Source organism: Halomonas sp. CnH100-B, from assembly GCF_024124605.1.
In the GTDB taxonomy this organism is placed as follows: domain Bacteria; phylum Pseudomonadota; class Gammaproteobacteria; order Pseudomonadales; family Halomonadaceae; genus Vreelandella.
The window spans coordinates 553,549-571,027 of the sequence record NZ_JAMXRX010000001.1; the positions used below are offsets into that span (position 1 = coordinate 553,549).

At 57.1% G+C, this 17,479-nt stretch carries 13 protein-coding genes; 7 read left to right on the forward strand and 6 right to left on the reverse strand.

Annotated features, from left to right (window positions below; all coding sequences use genetic code 11):
- Positions 1 to 3: 3 nt before the first annotated feature.
- From rsxA to NH398_RS02470, 6 genes are all read right to left on the reverse strand, one after another.
- Complete coding sequence (rsxA, locus tag NH398_RS02445) at positions 4 to 585, reverse strand: electron transport complex subunit RsxA (protein WP_253016289.1); 582 nt, start codon at positions 583 to 585, stop codon at positions 4 to 6.
- A complete protein-coding gene (locus NH398_RS02450; RefSeq protein WP_159342284.1) occupies positions 582 to 2,171 on the reverse strand; it encodes a diguanylate cyclase in 1,590 nt (529 codons plus the stop codon). The genes rsxA and NH398_RS02450 overlap by 4 nt, the downstream gene beginning before the upstream one ends.
- A 113-nt stretch (positions 2,172 to 2,284) precedes the next feature.
- A complete protein-coding gene (gene metG / locus NH398_RS02455; protein ID WP_253016291.1) occupies positions 2,285 to 4,321 on the reverse strand; it encodes a methionine--tRNA ligase in 2,037 nt (678 codons plus the stop codon).
- A gap of 110 nt (positions 4,322 to 4,431) precedes the next feature.
- Complete coding sequence (locus NH398_RS02460; protein WP_159342282.1) at positions 4,432 to 4,713, reverse strand: hypothetical protein; 282 nt, start codon at positions 4,711 to 4,713, stop codon at positions 4,432 to 4,434.
- A 103-nt stretch (positions 4,714 to 4,816) separates the two neighbouring features.
- Positions 4,817 to 5,998, reverse strand: a complete 1,182-nt coding sequence (locus NH398_RS02465; protein WP_159342281.1) for a 1-acyl-sn-glycerol-3-phosphate acyltransferase — start codon at positions 5,996 to 5,998, stop codon at positions 4,817 to 4,819.
- 57 nt (positions 5,999 to 6,055) lie between these two features.
- Positions 6,056 to 6,994, reverse strand: a complete 939-nt coding sequence (locus tag NH398_RS02470; RefSeq protein ID WP_159342280.1) for a recombination-associated protein RdgC — start codon at positions 6,992 to 6,994, stop codon at positions 6,056 to 6,058.
- A 166-nt stretch (positions 6,995 to 7,160) separates the two neighbouring features.
- Between NH398_RS02470 and NH398_RS02475 the strand changes: the two genes are divergently transcribed.
- The 7 genes from NH398_RS02475 to rpsA all read left to right on the forward strand — a co-directional run bounded on the left by NH398_RS02475 (position 7,161) and on the right by rpsA (position 17,472).
- The gene (locus tag NH398_RS02475) at positions 7,161 to 7,595 is read left to right on the forward strand and encodes a thioesterase family protein (protein WP_159342279.1); all 435 of its coding nucleotides are present in this window, start codon (positions 7,161 to 7,163) and stop codon (positions 7,593 to 7,595) included.
- Positions 7,596 to 7,760: 165 nt separating this feature from the next.
- Complete coding sequence (gyrA, locus tag NH398_RS02480; protein WP_253016293.1) at positions 7,761 to 10,460, forward strand: DNA gyrase subunit A; 2,700 nt, start codon at positions 7,761 to 7,763, stop codon at positions 10,458 to 10,460.
- Entirely contained in the window at positions 10,444 to 11,547 is a 1,104-nt protein-coding gene (gene serC, locus NH398_RS02485; RefSeq protein WP_253016295.1) for a 3-phosphoserine/phosphohydroxythreonine transaminase, read from the forward strand. The genes gyrA and serC overlap by 17 nt, the downstream gene beginning before the upstream one ends.
- A gap of 5 nt (positions 11,548 to 11,552) precedes the next feature.
- The gene (pheA, locus tag NH398_RS02490) at positions 11,553 to 12,644 is read left to right on the forward strand and encodes a prephenate dehydratase (protein ID WP_159342276.1); all 1,092 of its coding nucleotides are present in this window, start codon (positions 11,553 to 11,555) and stop codon (positions 12,642 to 12,644) included.
- A 50-nt stretch (positions 12,645 to 12,694) separates the two neighbouring features.
- Positions 12,695 to 14,929 (forward strand): bifunctional prephenate dehydrogenase/3-phosphoshikimate 1-carboxyvinyltransferase, encoded by a 2,235-nt coding sequence (locus NH398_RS02495; RefSeq protein WP_253016297.1) that lies wholly within the window; start codon positions 12,695 to 12,697, stop codon positions 14,927 to 14,929.
- Entirely contained in the window at positions 14,919 to 15,608 is a 690-nt protein-coding gene (gene cmk / locus NH398_RS02500; protein ID WP_253016299.1) for a (d)CMP kinase, read from the forward strand. The genes NH398_RS02495 and cmk overlap by 11 nt, the downstream gene beginning before the upstream one ends.
- A gap of 184 nt (positions 15,609 to 15,792) precedes the next feature.
- Positions 15,793 to 17,472: a 30S ribosomal protein S1 gene (gene rpsA, locus NH398_RS02505; RefSeq protein ID WP_139527448.1), complete on the forward strand. Its 1,680-nt coding sequence runs from the start codon at positions 15,793 to 15,795 to the stop codon at positions 17,470 to 17,472.
- Positions 17,473 to 17,479: the final 7 nt, after the last annotated feature.

The following is a 17,479-nucleotide window of genomic DNA, read 5'->3' on the forward strand; positions in this document are numbered from 1 at the left end:
CCGTTACCCCTGTACGAGTCCGGAAAATCCAAGGAACGCCAGTGACATGAGACTGGCGGTAATCATAGCAATCGCGGCGCCGCGAAAGGGCTTGGGCACATCTGCGCTGGCCAAGCGCTCACGCAGGGCGGCAAACAGTACGAGCACCAGCGAAAAGCCTAACGCAGCTCCCAGGCCATAGAGCGTGGTATGAAAAAAGCTCAGCTCTCGGTTCAGCGACAGCAGCGCCACGCCGAGGACGGCGCAGTTGGTGGTAATCAGTGGTAGAAAAATACCCAGCACCTGATGCAGTAACGGACTGAGCTGGCGCACCATAATTTCCGTGAACTGCACCACGGCGGCAATCACGACGATAAAACTAATGGTGCGCAGATAGGTAATATCAAAGGGCACCAGCAAGCCGTGATAAACCACGTAGCTGGCGGCAGAGGCTAGCGTTAAGACAAACGTGGTCGCCAGTGACATTCCCAGTGCGGATTCAAGCTTGTTAGAGACACCCATGAACGGGCATAGCCCAAGAAATTGGACCAATACAAAGTTGTTGACCAGCGCGGTGCTGACCAAAATAACGAAGAGTTCATTCATGACGGTGTATTTTGCTTAGAAACAGGGCAGCTGGCTAGAGGAGGCTCGAAGAGCACGACACGGTGTCGTCCTTGCGCTTTGGCTAGGTAGAGCGCTTGGTCAGCGGTGGCCATGACCGCGCTGGGCAGCAGTGTCTCGCTATCGCTGAGCATGCCAATACCAACGCTAATCGTCACGTAGTGGCTCACCGGTGAGGTCCCATGGGGTAAGCGGAGCTGGTCGACAGCATGTATCAGCGCGTGGGCAAATGCTTTCGCCTGTTGGGGCGTGGCTCCCGGGAGCAGGGCGCTAAACTCCTCGCCGCCGGTGCGGGCAATGAGTACGTCGTGGCGAATGGCCTCGTTTTGCAATGCCGTGGCGACTTTCTTCAAGCACTCGTCGCCTTGCTGGTGACCGTAGTCGTCGTTGTAGAGCTTGAAGTGGTCGATATCCAGCATCATGACGGCCAGCGGTACGTTGTGTTCGTTGGCGTGGCTTACGCCATCGATCAAGCGCTGATCGAACAGCCGCCGGTTGGGAAGCTCCGTCAAAGAGTCGTGGGTCGACATGCGCAGCAGTTCCGCATTGAGCTGTTGCTGACAGGTGAGCTGCTCCAGGTATGCCCTGGCAAGCAGGCCGATTTCATCCCGACGCAGGGTCAAGTGATCACTGTCAGGGGAGGGGCATGAAGGTTGTGTCAACGCCGTGAGCTGGCGCAGAGGCTTGAGCACCATACGCTCTAACAGTAATAGTACCATGCCAATGACGAGCAGCATCAAACCGGCTGTCCAGGCCAGGATGTAGCGAAAAGTAGTGAGACTTGCCAAGTACTGCACACGATTTAATTCGATCCCTAGCGAGACGGCCTCGTTCGTGCCGAAGGCAGGAAATTGCTGGGAGGCACGTACCTGGTCGCCAGAGAAGGTAAGTTCGGTCGGTTGGTCGGCGTCATAGGGCGTGACATCGAGTGAAAGAGGAAGTCCGGTGTAATCGACCATCCGTTCGAGCCAAGCGTCATCCATCGCACGCACTTTGAACAGCCAGCCGTTGGGCGGACCGCTTTCATCTGTGTGTAAGATCTGGCTGGCAGCCACGATGGCAGGCCACTGTTCGATATACAGCGCCGTTGGGTCGACGTGCTCGGCCATTGCCGATTGCATGGTCTCGACCCAGGGAGCCATCCACGCACAGCGGTCAACGGCGGCGGTGCAAGTTTGATAACGCCCAGTGGTTGGCTCCAACCCTGCCAAGAAATGGACGTCGCCTTGCAGCGTAAAAAACGCCATCAGGTGGTAGTTCATGTCCTCGAACATCTGTTGGCTAAAGTTGACGTCGCGGTAGCGGGGGTTAGTGCCTTCGATGAACCGGTAGGTATCGTCCCAGTGTGACCAGTCCCTTGCTTGTGCCAGCAGGTTCTCTTGGTTGAGCATCAGGCTGCGTGTCGCACGGTCCAGTTCGCGCTGAACGGCGGTGCGCTCTTCGGCCTGTAGCGCCGGAAATATCAGCCATTTGCTGATGACCGCGAGCGCTATCATTGCGACGATTAATAACCCGCCAAGCACGGCAAAGAAACGAAAACGCAATGACACGGAGAGGCGCTGGCCCATAAAACACACTCATGTTGAAGTGAATGACGACCACTAACGATAAGAATGGACGTCGCTTAAACACAAAAGGGGCAGGCTGCGCGCCTTGCCCCTTTCGTCCGTGAACGGCGGCGTTACGTTACACGCTGACCCGGTTCAGCGCCAGCATCGGGCGAAAGCAAATAAATGCCATCGTTGTTGGCAGAGGCCAGCACCATGCCTTCGGAAACGCCAAAGCGCATTTTGCGGGGTGCCAAGTTAGCCACCATCACCGTCAAACGACCTTCCAGCGCCTCTGGCGAATAAGCCGAGCGGATCCCCGAGAAAACGTTGCGGGTTTCGCCGCCCAAATCTAGAGTGAGCTGAAGCAGTTTGTCGGCCCCCTCGACGTATTGCGCTTTGGCAATTCGGGCAATCCGCAGGTCGACTTTGGCAAACTCGTCAAAGCTAATGCCTGCCGCGATGGGCTCGTCGGCCAGTGGGCCTTTCGGGGCGTTCTTTAGCTTCTGCTCTTCTACCAAATCTTCCTTCGAGGACTCGATCATGGCGTCGATCTTGTCCCGCTCTACCCGTGTCATCAGCGGTTTGAACTTGTTGATCGGGTGGTTGATCAGTACGTTACCACGGCTTTCCCAATTCAGAGTGTCAACATTTATGAATTCGCGGGCTTGCTCGGCCATGGCTGGGACAACCGGTGCCAAGTAGACCATCAGCTGACGGAACAGGTTGATGCCCACCGAGCAGATCTCCAGCACTTCCTGATCGCGGCCCTCTTGCTTAGCGAGTGCCCAGGGCTCTTTCTCGGCAATGTAGGTATTGGCTTCATCGGCCAGTTCCATGATTTTGCGCATGGCGCGGCTGAATTCACGCGCTTCGAAATCGGCGGCGATCTCGTCACCAGCAGCGATGAAACGGGCAACCATCTGCGGCTCGGCACAGTGCGCTGAGAGCGTGCCGTTCCCGAGTTTTTTGACAAAGCCGGCACAGCGGCTGGCGATGTTCACGACCTTGCCGACGAGATCCGAATTCACTCGGGCCGCGAAGTCGTCAAGATTGAGGTCAAGATCGTCTACTTTCGACGTGAGCTTGGCAGCAAAGTAATAACGCAGATACTCAGGGTTGAGGTGTTCGGCGTAAGTGGCGGCTTTGATGAAGGTGCCGCGCGATTTCGACATCTTTGCACCATCGACGGTCAAGAAACCGTGACAGTTGACTGCCGTCGGCGTGCGCAGCTCGGCACCGTGAAGCATGGCGGGCCAGAACAGCGCGTGGAAATAGACGATGTCCTTACCAATGAAGTGATAAACCTCGGCGTCCGACTCTTTTTTCCAGAAACTATCGAAATCGATCCCATCGCGTTCGCACAGATGCTTGAAGCTGGCGAGGTAGCCGATGGGCGCGTCTAGCCATACGTAGAAGTACTTGCCCGGCGCATCGGGAATTTCAAAACCGAAGTAGGGCGCGTCGCGGGAAATGTCCCACTCGTTGAAGCCCGACTCGAACCACTCCATCAGCTTGTTGCGGATTTGTGGCTGTACGTGACCATCGTTGATCCACTGCTGTAAAAAGTCAGCGAAGTCCGGCAGTTTGAAGAAGTAGTGCGTCGAACTGCGCACCTCGGGCGTCGCACCCGAAATGGCGGACACCGGGTTGATCAGATCCGCCGGTGTGTAGGTCGCGCCGCACTTTTCGCAGTTATCGCCGTACTGGTCGTCTGCGTGGCACTTTGGGCAGGTGCCTTTGATGAACCGGTCGGCAAGAAACAGCCCTTTCTGCGGATCGAACATTTGCTCGATATCGCGGGTCGCGATATGACCTTTGTCCCGCAGGCGAGTGTAGATCAGCTCGCTGAAGTAGCGGTTTTCATCCGAGTGAGTGGAGTGGTAGTTATCGAACCCCACACCAAAGCGGGCGAAATCTTCCTGGTGGTCTTGAGAAACCCGTTCAATCAAGGCTTCTGGGGAAATCCCTTCCTGCTCGGCGCGTAGCATGATCGCGGTGCCGTGAGCATCGTCGGCACAGACGTAGTAACACTGCTGGCCACGGCTTTTTTGAAAGCGTACCCAGATGTCCGTTTGAATGTATTCCAGCAGGTGGCCGAGGTGAATGGCGCCGTTGGCATAGGGAAGGGCGCTCGTCACCAGAATGTTGCGCGGGGCAGTATTGGACATGGTGAATGAAAATTCCGGTTAGACAATACAAATAAAGACGGCGAAGGGGAGGTGCTTCGCCGGTAACGTCATGTTGAGTGCGTGCTCGTACCCAGGAGTGTGGCCGAGGCTTAGTACAGCGCCTGCTCTTCTTGCACCACTTCGCGTAACAGCTCTAGAAACAGTTTGTCTGCCTCGGAGTGTTCGGCCGGGTCTTCAGGAATATGCACGCTGGTGGTGTCTGAAATTTCATTGGCAATACGCGCCATGATGGCGGGGCTGCTGCCTTCGGTGAGCTGGGTGCGGGCAATGGCCAGTGACTGCTCGAGAATTTTCGGGTCCTGCAGTAACTTGCGAATGAAGCCGCGTAGCTCGTTGATGATACGTGTTTTTTGAATTTCTGATGCGGACATAGGGAGTCTCCTTAAGACCGCGCTTGGTGAAGCTACCAAGCGAGACCAATGAATGCCTTGACCATAGCACTTTTTCTAACCTTGAGCATGCGCAGATTGGTCGCTACAGGCTCAGACGCCCAGCCTTGTGCTTCACCGGGTTGGCGTACTGTGCGAGCCAGTAAGGCCGCAGCGCTTCAGGCACGCTGGCTAGGCGCGCTTTGAAGCGCTCCCGGTCCTGGCGAGTAATCGCTTTACGGGCGACCAGCTCCGGCGACTCGCCCAATGTTTCCAGTGCAAGATAGTGACTGGGGAAGAGGCGATAGCCACCAATGACTTGGCGGTCGATCTCAGCGGCGACTTCATCGGGCGTGGCCATATCGGCACCGACGGGCGTACCAAATTTGAGCTGTACGCGACCTTTGGAGCCCGTGATGCCCGCGACGATCGAGCGAATGTCTTCGAACTCCCCCTTGGCGTAGCTGCCTTGTTTCGCAATGTCGTGAAGCTCTTGGGCTTTTTGCACATCGCAAGGGTCGTATTCGTAGCTGATGGATACCGGCACGAGTTTTAATTCGGCAATGGCATCGCCAAACACCATGTCGCGCTCGGCGTGACGCTTGGCCATGGTGAGCATTTTGATAATGGCGGGGTCGGTGCGGTCAATGCCGTTCTTGGCACGGCCTTCGCGCTGAGCCATCCAAATGGAGTGATTGTCGTCGGTAATCGAGTGACGGATGTACGACGAGAGCTGCTGGTAAGCAGCCAGCATGGCTCGTTTGCCGCGAGCGCTGCGGGGTACGATGAAGCTTTTGTTGAGCCGCATGAGGTCGGTGACATAAGGTTTCTTTAACAAATTGTCACCGATCGCGATGCGCACGGTATCCCGACCTGCTTCGTAGAGCGCGTAATTCACGAAGGCAGGGTCCAGTGAGATATCGCGATGGTTGCCAATGAAGAGGTAGGCACTATGGTCGTCGAGCTTGTCGAGCCCCGAGACGTCGAATGCATCGGTCGTCGTGCGGATCATGCGCACCATATAGCTGGCGATACGCATTTGGAATTCGCGAACGCTGGTGACCCCCTTTACCTCGCGCCGAACGGCATGGCTTGCCAATGCGCGCGCCACTGGCGGCGCCCACTTGGCCATGCGTGGCAGCCGGAAGCGGGTCAGCGCATCGAGCAGCTCGCTATCGCGGGAAAGCCGTTCAAGAACATCGGCCACCTCGTGATCCATATAAGGGCGAATATCCGCCCAAGGGTCATTCGGTGAGTCAGCGTTGGGTGCGTTATTGTGATGAGTCATGCGATCCGTTGGATATCAGCAAAATAATCGGGTTACGGCGGCTATCTGTCTCGTGGCTTAGGCGTCTGGCTGGGCCGTCGGTTCCCGCTGAGTTTCGCCACCTAACCATTCGAGCAGGCGGGTAATATCGTCAGACAGCGCTTGGGCCATTAGGATGAAGTCGGTTTCCAAGCGGGCGAGCGCATCGTCGCCGTCGTCGGCATGGTCCGCTTCTTCGATGAGCGCGTCGCCAAAACGTAGCGATTTGAGCGCTAGATCGTCGTGCAGCACGAAACTTAGGCGGCCTTCGAGACTCATGGCGAGTTTGCTGGCTTGGCGCCCGCTTTCGAGCAGCTGCTGGATTTCATCGCTATCGAGATCAACCTGGCGTGCACGCAGTACGCCGTCGTCGCCTTTAGCCTTTAACTCCACCTGGTCGCCAAGCTGGAGGTCGGCAGGACGGCTGGCCGGGTCGCCAAGCCAGGTGGTCATGGCGCGAATGGGCAGCGTCTGGCTACTAAGCGGCGTGGCTTTCAAGCTGCCTAAGGTTTCGCGCAGCAGGTCCAAGACATCCTCGGCGCGGGTGCGCGAGCTGGCATTCACACCGATGAGCTGGCGTTTGGTGTCCCACCAGAGGTCGATTTTTTGGCTGCGGACAAAGGCGCGGGGCAGGAGTGCTTCGGTGACCTGCTCTTTAAGCGCCGTTTTTTCCTTACGGGTTACTTTGCGCCCTTCGCTGGCCTCGATCTCAGCGACTTTTTCATCGACTTCCTCTTTGACGACCGATGCAGGAAGCAGGCGTTCCTGGCGCAGGGCCGAGAGTAGGCGGTGCCCCTGAATTTCATGGACACGCTGGTCGCCGCCTAGCCGCCCAGCAGGAGCCGTCCAGCCTAAACGGCGTGCATCCGCATTACCCAGCGGCTTGGCCGCATGCTCATCCAGTGCGTTGGCCAGCGTTTGGCTATCTAGCTCGGGAGCGCCGTGCAGGCGATATAAATGCAGGTGCTTAAACCACATGTCACCGATCCTATAAAAAAGGTGGCACATTATGTCGAAACCAAGCCTTTCCTACCAGCACCTTGGCGTGGCGACTTGTTGTTGCACTGGTTTTAAACTTGTGTTTGATTTGCAAGGTGTTAATGATTCCTTGCCCATTTTTATAAGCAGTGAACAAGAGGATGCTATGTCTGAGTCAATCTCACAGGTTGGTATGCGGGTTCGTGGCTACCATTTGGATGGCTATGGTCATGTCAACAATGCGCGCTATCTGGAGTTCATGGAGGAGGGGCGCTGGGCATTTTTCGACGAGCACCCACGGCTCATCCAGCAGCTTCATAGTGCGGGGCGAGCCTTCGTCGTGGTCAATTTGAACATCGACTATCGCGCCGCGGCCGTCCAGGGGGACGATTTGCAGGTATTGACGGGCATCGTCGACGTGGGTGAGCGCAGTGCGCTGTGCCACCACCGCATCGTGCGGGCCGACGGTACCCTGATCGCTCAGGCCGACCTCACCTTCGTCCTGTTGGATGTCAAGGCCAACAAAGCTGCCGCCATTGAGGGGGAAGTACGCGAGGTGCTGCAGGGGATGGTCGTGGCCAAGGAGGCGTTTACAGCCTAAATGGCAATGGCAGTGTCACCGACTGCCCTTGATGCGCATGCAGTGGTATGATGACACGGTATCTGCGCGCCGCCTTCTTGTACTCGGTCTCGTACGACGAAAGGCGGCATTTTCAAGCGCTTTCAACTCTCGCAGTGCCAATGCAGTGCAAAGGATCTGACTTTCATGGGTGACATCGCCAGAGAAATCTTGCCCGTCAATATTGAAGACGAGCTAAAACAGTCGTATCTCGACTATGCGATGAGTGTCATTATCGGCCGCGCGCTACCTGATGTGCGCGACGGCTTGAAGCCCGTTCACCGGCGTGTGCTGTTTGCCATGCACGAACTGGGCAATGACTGGAATAAACCGTACAAGAAGTCGGCGCGTGTCGTCGGCGATGTCATCGGTAAATACCATCCGCACGGTGACAGTGCGGTGTATGACACCATCGTACGGATGGCTCAGCACTTCTCCATGCGTCACGTGCTGGTGGATGGTCAAGGCAACTTTGGTTCCATCGATGGTGATAACGCGGCCGCCATGCGTTACACCGAAGTGCGCATGGCGCGACTGGCGCACGAGCTGCTGGCGGATCTTGAAAAAGACACGGTCGACTGGGTCGATAACTACGACGGCACCGAGCGCATTCCAGAAGTGCTGCCGACCAAAGTGCCCAACCTGCTGATCAACGGATCGTCGGGAATCGCGGTCGGTATGGCGACGAACATTCCGCCCCATAACATGCGGGAAGTGATCGACGGCTGCTTGGCCCTTATCGACGACTACACGCTGTCAGTGGATGATCTGATGCAGTACATCCCCGGGCCGGATTTCCCTACCGGGGGCATCATCAATGGCCGCGCGGGCATTCTCGATGCGTACCGTACCGGGCGTGGGCGTATCTACGTACGCGCCTGCCACACCATCGAGCACGACGATAAAACCGGCCGCGATCACATCATCATCACCGAGCTGCCATATCAGGTGAACAAGGCGCGGTTGATCGAGAAGATTGCCGAGCTAGTCAAAGAGAAAAAGATCGAGGGTATCGCCGAGCTTCGCGACGAGTCGGATAAAGACGGCCTGCGCGTGGTGATCGAGATCAAACGGGGTGAGTCGGGCGATGTAGTCGTCAATAACCTGTTTGCCCAAACCCAGCTGCAGAACGTGTTCGGTATCAACATGGTGGCGCTGGAGAACGGCCAGCCGCGGACGCTCAATCTCAAAGAGATGCTCGAGGCGTTCATTCGTCACCGTCGTGAAGTCGTTACTCGCCGTACGCTGTTCGAACTCAAGAAAGCCCGTGAGCGTGGCCATCTGTTGGAAGGTTTGGCAGTGGCCATTTCCAACATCGATGAAGTCATCGAGCTGATCAAGGCATCCCCCAACGCAGCGGAAGCCCGTGAAAAACTGCTGGCGAAGGTGTGGAAGCCGGGCCAAGTCACCGCCATGCTCGAGCGCGCCGGTGCGACCTCTTGCAAGCCGGAAGATCTGGAAGAGGGCTTTGGCCTCAATCCCTCTGCTACCGAGTACCGACTCTCTCCCGCGCAGGCGCAGGCCATTCTAGAGCTGCGGTTGCACCGTTTGACCGGGCTCGAAACCGAAAAGCTGCTCGATGAGTATCTGTCGATTCTGGAAAAGATCGCCGAATTCACGGAGATTCTGGCGTCTGCCGATCGCCTGATGGACGTGATCCGCGAAGAGCTGCACGCGGTGCGTGATCAGTTCGGTGATGATCGCCGCACGGAGATTCAGGCCAGCCATCTGGACCTCTCCATTGAAGATCTCATTGCAGAAGAGGACATGGTGGTGACCGTGTCCCGCTCTGGCTATGCGAAGACACAGCCGCTATCGGATTATCAAGCGCAGCGTCGCGGTGGCCGTGGCAAGTCGGCGACGTCCATGAAAGACGAGGACGTCATTGAGCACCTGCTAGTGGCCTCGACCCACGACACCGTGCTGCTCTTCTCCAACCGTGGCAAGGTCTACTGGCTGAAAGTGTACGAAATGCCGAACGCCAGCCGCGGCTCTCGTGGCAAGCCGTTGGTGAACATGTTGCCGCTGGAAGAGGGCGAGTCGGTCAACGCCATTCTCCCGGTTCGGGATTATGATCCCCAGCATTACATCTTCTTCGCCACCGCGAAGGGCACGGTGAAACGTACCAGCCTCGAGCAGTTCTCGCGCCCGCGTAGCGTTGGCCTGATTGCGATTGACCTGGAAGAGGGTGACCGCTTGGTGGGTGCTGCGATTACCTCGGGTACCGATCACGCGATGCTGCTCTCTTCCAATGGTAAAGCGATCCGTTTCGAAGAGGGCAATGTGCGCGCCATGGGCCGTACTGCTCGCGGCGTGCGCGGTATGCGATTGGCAGGCGATGCGGAAGTGATCAGCTTGATCATTCCCAAGAGCCAGCAGATCGATGCTGAGGCCGACACCGATGCCGAGATAGATGCGCAAGCAGACGCTGCGACCCCCGCTCAGGGCGAAGGACAAATTTATATCCTGACGGCCAGTGAGAATGGCTACGGCAAGCGGACCCGACTCGAAGAGTTCCCGCTGCGCGGCCGGGGTGGCCAGGGTGTCATCGCTATGCAGACCAGTGAGCGGAACGGTTCGCTGGTGGCTGCGATGCAGGTGTACGACAGCGACGAAATGATGCTGATCACCGATCGCGGCACGTTGGTGCGCACCCGCGTGGAGGAGGTCTCGACCACTTCGCGCAATACGCAAGGGGTCATGTTGATTCGCTTGGGTAAAGAAGAAAAATTGGTGAAAACCGTTCGCGTGGATGAGCCTGAAGAGACGGATGACGTAGACACGGGCGAGCCAGCAGACGCAGACAATGGCGCACAGGAACCGGGAACCGATGACACGTCATTATAATTTTTGCGCAGGGCCTGCGGCCCTGCCCAGCGCCGTGCTCGAGCGCGCCCGTGACGAGCTGCTTGACTATCAAGGGCGCGGCTTGTCGGTCATGGAGATGAGCCACCGCAGCGATGAATTCGTGGCGATTGCAGAGCGCGCCGAAGCAGATTTGCGCGAGCTGTTGGTGATCCCGAGCGATTATCGGGTGCTCTTCTTACAGGGCGGCGCAAGCATGCAGTTTTCAATGCTGCCGATGAACTTGCTGGGGCAAGGGGGAAGCGCAAACTTCATCCAAACCGGTATTTGGGGGAAGAAGGCGCTGAGCGAAGCCAAACGCCTTGGCTTTGAGTGCCATCTAGCGGCCAGCAGTGAGGCAAATGGGCAAACGGCCGTCCCTGATCAAGCCTCGCTGGCTATCAGCGATGACGCTGCCTATTTGCACTACACCTCCAACGAAACCATTGGCGGTTTGGAGTTCGACTACATCCCGCAGGCGATTCGGGCAGATGGCAAAGCCGTGCCGCTGGTGTGCGACATGTCGTCGAACATTCTCTCTTGCCCCATTGATGTCAGTGAGTATGGCGTCATTTATGCTGGCGCTCAGAAGAACATTGGTCCGGCAGGTTTGACCATCGTTGTGGTGCGCGATGACCTGCTGGGACGCGCGCCAAGCACCATTCCGTCACTATTCGATTATCAGCTGCTGGCGGAAGCGGGTTCCATGGTGAACACGCCACCTACGTACGCGTGGTACTTATCGGGCCTCGTTTTTCAATGGCTGAAAAACGACGTGGGTGGCCTGGAAGCGATGGAGGCGATGAATCAGCGCAAAGCGCAAAAGCTGTATGCGGCTATCGATGCCAGCCATTTTTACCGCAACCCCATCGCCATACCGAACCGTTCGCGGATGAACGTACCGTTCGTACTGGCCGACGAGCGTTTGGATAACGCGTTCTTACAAGAAGCCGATGAGGCGGGGCTGCTCAATTTGAAAGGTCATCGCAGCGTCGGTGGCATGCGCGCTAGCTTGTACAACGCCGTTCCCGAAGAGGCGGTCGATGCTTTGATTGCCTTCATGGCGGATTTCGAACAACGAAGAGGCTAACCATCATGTCCGATACGCCGATCCATTTAGACGACTTGCGTCAACGTATCGACCAGTTGGATGGCGATATTCTGCGCTTGATCAGTGAGCGAGCCACCTGCGCTCAGCAGGTGGCTCACGTTAAGCTCGCCCAAGATAAAGATGCCGTGTTCTACCGCCCTGAGCGGGAAGCGCAGGTGTTGCGGCGCATCATGGCGCTGAACAATGGGCCACTGGACTCCGAAGAGATGGCCCGTCTGTTTCGCGAAATCATGTCTGCTTGTCTCGCGCTGGAGCAGCCGGTCAAAGTGGCGTATTTAGGCCCAGAGGGCACGTTTACCCAGCAAGCCGCGCTGAAGCACTTTGGGGAAAGCGCGGTCAGCTTGCCCATGGCCGCCATCGACGAGGTGTTCCGCGAAGTAGAAGCGGGCGCGGTGAATTACGGCGTCGTGCCGGTGGAGAATTCCACCGAAGGCGTTGTCAATCACACGCTCGATACCTTCATGGACTCCTCCATCAAGATTTGCGGCGAAGTGGTACTGCGCATCCATCATCATCTGTTGATCAGCGAAACCACACGTAAAGACAAAGTGTCGCGCATTTATTCGCATCCGCAGTCGTTTGGCCAATGCCGTAAGTGGTTGGACGCACACTATCCTCACGCAGAGCGTGTACCGGTGTCGTCTAACGCAGAAGCTGCGAAGCTGGTAAAGACCGAATGGCACAGCGCCGCCATAGCGGGTGACATGGCGGCGAAGCTGTATGGTCTGGAGCGGATTGCCGACAAGATCGAGGATCGCCCGGATAACTCCACGCGCTTTTTGATCATTGGCAATCAAGACGTGCCCATGTCAGGCGAGGATAAGACGTCCATCGTCGTGGCGATGCGTAACCAGCCGGGGGCGCTGCACGATCTGCTTGAGCCGTTCCATCGCCACAAGATCGATTTGACTCGTATCGAAACGCGGCCTTCACGCACCGGCGTTTGGAATTACGTATTTTTCATCGATTTCAAAGGTCATCGCGACGAGCCTCAGGTGGCGGCGGTCTTGGAAGAGGTGCGTTTGCGGGCCTCCGAGCTGCGCGTGTTGGGCTCTTACCCCCAGGGCGTGCTGTGACGGTGTCAGGGCATACGAACAAACGTGCGTCGTGTCATGAATCGCGGATCTTGATCGTTGGGTTGGGGTTGATTGGCGGCTCGCTGGCTGCTGGGTTACGCGCCGCTGGCTATGACGGCCACATCGTCGCTTGCGACCCTAACCATGACGAAGTGGCTCTGGGCATTGAGCTTGGTCTCGTCGATTCGGGCGGTACTAGGCTCGGCGAGCTGTTGAAGGATGTCTCCATGGTCGTGCTGGCGGTGCCCGTGCTGGCCATGGAGCGCGTCATGACCCAGTTGGCCGAGTCGCTTTCCGACGCAGCCAGCGATGTGGTCATCACCGACGTGGGCAGTACCAAGGCAACGATTCGAGAGTGTGCCGAGCGCGTCTTTGGCTGCGTGCCGCCGAACATGGTGCTGGGTCATCCCATTGCGGGTTCCGAAAAGAGTGGTGTAGCTGCGGCCAACCCCTTGCTCTATGAGAACCACAAGGTGATTTTGACGCCTGAGGCCAACGTCAATGCACTAGCGCTGAAACGCGTAGAGGGATTGTGGCAGGCTTGTGGTGCACAGGTGCTCCACATGAGTGTCGAACGCCACGATCAAGTACTCGCGCGAACCAGTCATTTGCCGCATCTGTTGGCCTTTTCCCTGGTGGACACCCTAGCGCGTCAAGATGAGCGGCTGGATATTTTTCGTTATGCGGCAGGCGGGTTCCGAGACTTCACGCGCATTGCGGGCAGTGATCCGGTCATGTGGCGGGATATTTTCATTGCCAACCGAGAGGCGGTGCTATCGTCGCTGGATGATTTTGAGGCCGGTCTAACGCGTCTGCGTCAAGCCGTGGAGGAGGGGGATAGCGATGCACTCATCGCCACCTTTGATCGGGCCAGTCATGCGCGTCACTATTTCGATACGTTATTGAACAAAACCAGTTATCAGGCGGAATATCATATGCAACCACACGGTAAAGTGACTTATCGGGTGCAGCCGGGCGGCCAGGCGCAGGGGCGTCTGCGTGTGCCGGGCGATAAATCCATGTCCCACCGCTCGATCATGCTGGGAGCGTTGGCAGAAGGGGTGACGGAGGTCAAAGGCTTCCTCGAAGGTGAAGATAGCCTGGCAACGCTGCAGGCGTTCCGCGAGATGGGAGTGGCGATTGAGGGGCCGCATCAAGGCCGCGTGACAATCCATGGCGTCGGCATGCACGGTTTGAAAGCGCCAGCAGGGCCTCTTTATGTGGGTAACTCTGGGACGGCAATGCGTCTCTTTGCCGGCCTGCTGGCCGGTCAATCCTTCGACAGCGAATTGACCGGCGACGAGTCGCTGACTAAGCGCCCGATGGGTCGCGTCGCGGATCCTTTGCGCCTTATGGGAGCGACGATCGATACGGCCGAAGGCGGTCGTCCGCCGCTGAAAATCCAGGGTGGCGCAGCGCTAAAGGGTATTCACTACGACATGCCCATGGCCAGTGCCCAGGTGAAATCCTGTCTGCTACTCGCCGGGCTGTATGCCGAAGGCGAAACCCGTGTGCGCGAGCCTGCGCCTACCCGTGACCATACCGAACGCATGCTCAATGGTTTTGGTTACGAAGTATCCCGTGAAGGGGATACCTGCTGGCTACAAGGCGGTGGTCGGTTAACCGCTGGACCCATCGATGTTCCGTCCGATATCTCCTCGGCGACGTTCTTTCTCGTTGCGGCTGCGATTACGCCGGGTTCCGATATCACACTGGAACATGTGGGCATCAACCCGACGCGGATTGGTGTGATCAATATCTTGAACCTGATGGGCGCTGATTTAACCCTGGAGAACGAGCGCGAAGTGGGGGGCGAGCCGGTTGCCGATATCCGTATTCGTTACGCGCCCTTGAAAGGTATCGATATCCCCGTCGATCAAGTGCCGTTGGCTATCGATGAATTCCCGGCGCTCTTCATTGCGGCATCCAATGCGCACGGCACGACCCGCCTGCGCGGTGCAGAAGAACTCCGCGTGAAAGAGTCTGACCGCATTCAGGCGATGGCCGATGGCCTTGCGGTGCTGGGTGTCGAGCATACGGTGGTAGAGGACGGCATCGACATTGTGGGTAACGGCAACGATAGCGAACCGAGCTATGGCGGTGGTCGTATCGATAGCCTGGGCGATCACCGCATTGCCATGGCGTTTGCCATTGCGTCGCTGCGTGCCGGTGCCGAAATCATCATTGATGACTGTGCCAACGTGGCGACCTCCTTCCCCGATTTCGTCGCACTGGCTCAACGAATTGGGATGAGCGTCGAGGTGGAGGGTGCCAATGACCGCTAAGGTACCTGTGCTGACAATCGATGGCCCCGGCGGTGCCGGCAAAGGCACGATTAGCAGCCTCGTGGCCGAACGGTTGGGTTGGCACCTGCTGGATAGTGGGGCGCTTTACCGTTTGACGGCGCAAGCCGCTGTCAAGCATGGCGTTTCTCTGGATGATGAGGCGGCACTCGCCAGCATTGCGGCATCGCTCGATGTCGCGTTTCCGGTGGCGGATGGCTTACCCTGCACGCTCTTAGAGGGTGAGGACGTTGGTCGCGTCATCCGTACCGAACAAGCCGGTGAACGCGCTTCCAAGGTGGCCGCTTTGCCACAAGTGCGTTCGGCGCTTCTCCAGAGGCAGCGCGATTTTTGTCAAGCGCCGGGGCTCGTGGCAGACGGTCGCGACATGGGCACGGTCGTGTTCCCCGATGCTCCCTTGAAGATCTTTTTGACGGCCAGTGCCGAAGAGCGGGCGCGCAGACGGCATCTACAGTTGCAGGAAGCTGGGGTGGATGCTAGTCTGTCGAGTCTTTTAAAGGAGATTCAGGCACGCGATGCACGCGACACGCAACGCAGTGTGGCTCCCCTCAAGCCGGCAGAAGATGCCGTCACGCTTGATACCACGCGCCTGAGCATACCGGAAGTGGTTGATCGGCTGACCGAACTGCTTGCCCAACGCGGCATGTCTAACGGCATTTGATTCTCCCTTGCGGCGTTTTTGGAAAGGTGTCACGACGTGGCAGGGCGACAGCATCATCTCAGTGAGCCCGGTCAGGTCTAACCAGCGCTAACGCCTCCAAAAGCTGAGTGACATTAGGCCCGTACTCGCTGGTGGTACGGAGAAGGCAGTTATGCCTCAACAACGTTGATCACGTAGGAAAACCATGAGCGAAAGCTTTGCTGAACTGTTTGAACAGTCTCTTAACGACATCAACATGGAGCCAGGCGCCATCGTCGCGGCTCAGGTTGTCGACATTGACGGTGACTGGGTTACCGTTAACGCTGGTCTGAAGTCCGAAGGTCAAATCCCTGCGGCACAATTCCGCGATGAAAACGGTGAACTGACCATCGCCATCGGTGATGACGTTCACGTTGCACTGGAAGCCGTCGAAGATGGTTTCGGTGAAACACGTCTGTCCCGTGAAAAAGCCAAGCGCGCAGAAGCTTGGAAGATTCTGGAAGCAGCCTTCGAGAAAGACGAAATCGTCAAGGGCGTGATCAACGGTAAAGTCAAAGGCGGCTTCACTGTCGACGTCGACTCTATCCGTGCTTTCTTGCCGGGCTCTCTGGTGGACGTTCGTCCGGTTCGCGACACTGCGCACCTGGAAAACAAAGAGCTGGATTTCAAAGTCATCAAGCTCGACCCGAAGCGCAACAACGTCGTCGTATCACGTCGTGCCGTGCTGGAAGCAGAGAACAGCGCCGAGCGTGAAGCGCTCCTGGCCACTCTGCAAGAAGGCCAGCAGATCAAAGGTATCGTCAAGAACCTGACCGATTACGGTGCTTTCGTTGATTTGGGCGGCGTCGATGGCCTGCTGCACATCACCGACATGGCGTGGAAGCGCATCAAGCATCCGTCTGAAATCGTTGCCGTTGGCGACGAGATCAACGTCAAAGTGCTGAAGTTCGATCGTGAGCGCAACCGCGTTTCACTGGGTCTGAAGCAGCTGGGCGAAGATCCGTGGGTCAACATCAAAGACCGTTATCCAGAAGGCACCAAAGTACACGCTGTCGTCACTAACCTGACGGACTACGGTTGCTTTGCTGAGCTGGAAGAGGGTGTGGAAGGTCTGGTTCACGTGTCTGAAATGGACTGGACCAACAAGAACATTCATCCGTCTAAAGTCGTTCAAGTGGGCGATGACGTTGACGTGATGGTTCTTGATATCGACGAAGAGCGTCGTCGTATTTCTCTGGGTATCAAGCAGTGTACTGCTAACCCGTGGGAAACCTTCAACGCCGAATACAACAAGGGCGACCGTGTTTCCGGTACCATCAAGTCCATTACGGACTTCGGTATCTTCATCGGCCTTGAAGGCGGTATCGACGGTCTGGTTCACCTGTCCGACATCTCTTGGACTGAAACAGGCGAAGAAGCCGTTCGTAACTTCAAGAAGGGTGACGAAGCAGAAGCGGTTATTCTGTCTATCGACCCGGAGCGCGAGCGTATCTCCCTGGGTATCAAGCAAATGGATTCCGATCCGGTTGCTGAATACCTGTCTGTGAACGACAAGGGCAGCATCGTGACTGGCCGCGTTGTAGAAGTTGACGCCAAAGAAGCACACGTTGAGCTGGCGACAGACGTTATCGCTATCCTCAAAGCCTCTGAAATCAGCGCTGACCGTGTTGAAGATGCACGCAACGTTCTTAACGAAGGCGACAGCGTTGAAGCGCGTATCGTGAGCGTCGATCGCAAGAGCCGTCAGATCAATCTGTCGGTAAAAGCGAAAGAGCAAGACGATACTCGTCAAAACCTGAAGAAACTGCGTGAGCAAGAGCCAGAAGCCGCCGGTGGCCCGACCACTATCGGTGATCTGATCAAGCAGCAGATGGGTCAAGACTAAGTTATTA